Raw genomic sequence first — 1,461 nt, forward strand, 5'->3', positions numbered from 1 at the left:
CGCCGAGCTGCGCCGGGCGGCCGAGGCCGACACCACCCAGGCCCGAGTGAGGGCGATGGCCACCACCCGGCTGGCCACCGTGCTCTACCGCCAAGGGGAGCGCACCGAAGCCGACCACCACGCCGCCCAGGCCACCGGGCTCGCGGCCACCGTCGGCTCTGCCCGGCTCACCTCTGCTCTCACCGACATGCGCCACGCAGCCGCGATGACCAGCCGCTGACGACCTGCCGGGCCGGGCCGGCTCCGGGGGTTCACATGGGCGGTGTCGGCGCCTCCGGGGTGGAAACCGATCAGCTGCTGCCGAACTGGCCTGGGGGAGTGCAGGTGTTGGCGCGTCCGAACCTCCAGTGCAGGGCGCAGTTGGTCCCGCCGCTCCAGGGTGGGGCAGTGGGGCTGGGAACAGTCGTGGGCGGGAGGACGGGAGTTCGGGTGCGCGCGAGAAGTCGGCGGGGCCGACTTCCCACGCAGGGATCGGTCGAGCCGGGCGGCGGCTCGGGGGACGTCGCGGCCGGTTCGTGTCCGCTGGGCCTGCCGGTCGAAGAGGCCGGGTGCCACCGCCGCGGCGGCGTCCCCTTGAAGGGGTGCGGCGGTGTACGTCGTCTCGCCGGGAGCGTCAGTACTGGCGGAGGTCGAGGGTTTTGACGTCCTGTGGGGCCAGCGGTGCGACCGGGCCGAGGGGGATGCACTCCCCGCTTCCGGCGAAGGTGCACAGCTTGGCCTCGTGCAGGTCGTCGCCCTCGGGCACGAACTTCCAGATGTACGCGAAGTAGGCCGTGTTGGCTTCGAGGGCGCCTCCCGACGACACCGCGCCGAAGGTGTGTCCGGCGCGGGCATCGGCCTCGGTCAGGAAGTGCCATTCCCCGTCGACGCTCCAGCAGCCCGTCCCGGGGGTGTTCTCGCAGGCGGGGTACCTGATGGCCCAGGCCATGAACAAGGGCGACTTGGCGGTACGGCCCTCGGGGTCCGAGGTGACCTTGAGCCGGACCAGCAGAGCGGTCTTCCCCGAAGGGGCCGCGACTCCGGGGAGCGCGGCGCTGGTGCCGGCACTGACGATCTGGGCCTTGATGGTGTCGCCGTGGATCGCCGGCCCCGTGGGGGGACGGGAAGGGCGTCGGGCTCGGGGAGACAGGCGCGTGCACGGCCGGCTGCGGTGCCGCGCCGCCCGGCACGGGACCGCTCGAACCGCTGCTGCAGCCCGCGAGTGCCGTGATCGCGATACCGAGCGCCGCGGCCTGCTTGGTCAGTCGATGAATCTTCATGAATCCCCCAGTTACCGTGCCAGGCCATGCAGCCCACGGCCGTGCGAACCACGGGGTCACGGCACATTGATCAATCCCGGGGACAACCAGTGGCGCTGAACGGCCTGCCAGGAGGCGCCGGAGGGCCGCCGCGTCGATCGGCTGCACTCCCGAGGGGCCGAGTTCGCGAAGCCCGGGGAGTGGGAAGTCGGTGGGGCCGACT

Annotated in this window: 2 protein-coding genes; one reads left to right on the plus strand and one right to left on the minus strand. The window is 72.5% G+C overall.

All coding sequences use genetic code 11. From position 1 onward, the window contains the following. A partial coding sequence (locus AB0O00_RS39210; protein ID WP_363659446.1) for a hypothetical protein occupies positions 1–220 on the plus strand: 220 nt, incomplete at its 5' end. Positions 221–613: 393 nt separating this feature from the next. On the opposite strand, the gene AB0O00_RS39215 is transcribed toward AB0O00_RS39210, so the two are convergent. Beyond that, on the minus strand, positions 614–928 hold the full coding sequence (locus AB0O00_RS39215) for a hypothetical protein (protein ID WP_363659447.1): 315 nt from the start codon (positions 926–928) through the stop codon (positions 614–616). Between the last annotated feature and the right edge of the window lie 533 nt (positions 929–1,461).

Source organism: Kitasatospora sp. NPDC093558, from assembly GCF_040683475.1.
Classification (GTDB): Bacteria; Actinomycetota; Actinomycetes; order Streptomycetales; family Streptomycetaceae; genus Kitasatospora.

What these genes read in the sequence shown, in the direction of transcription:
- AB0O00_RS39215 (WP_363659447.1), bottom strand. Translation starts at nt 928, where the DNA reads ATGGCCTGGGCCATCAGGTACCCCGCCTGCGAGAACACCCCCGGGACG.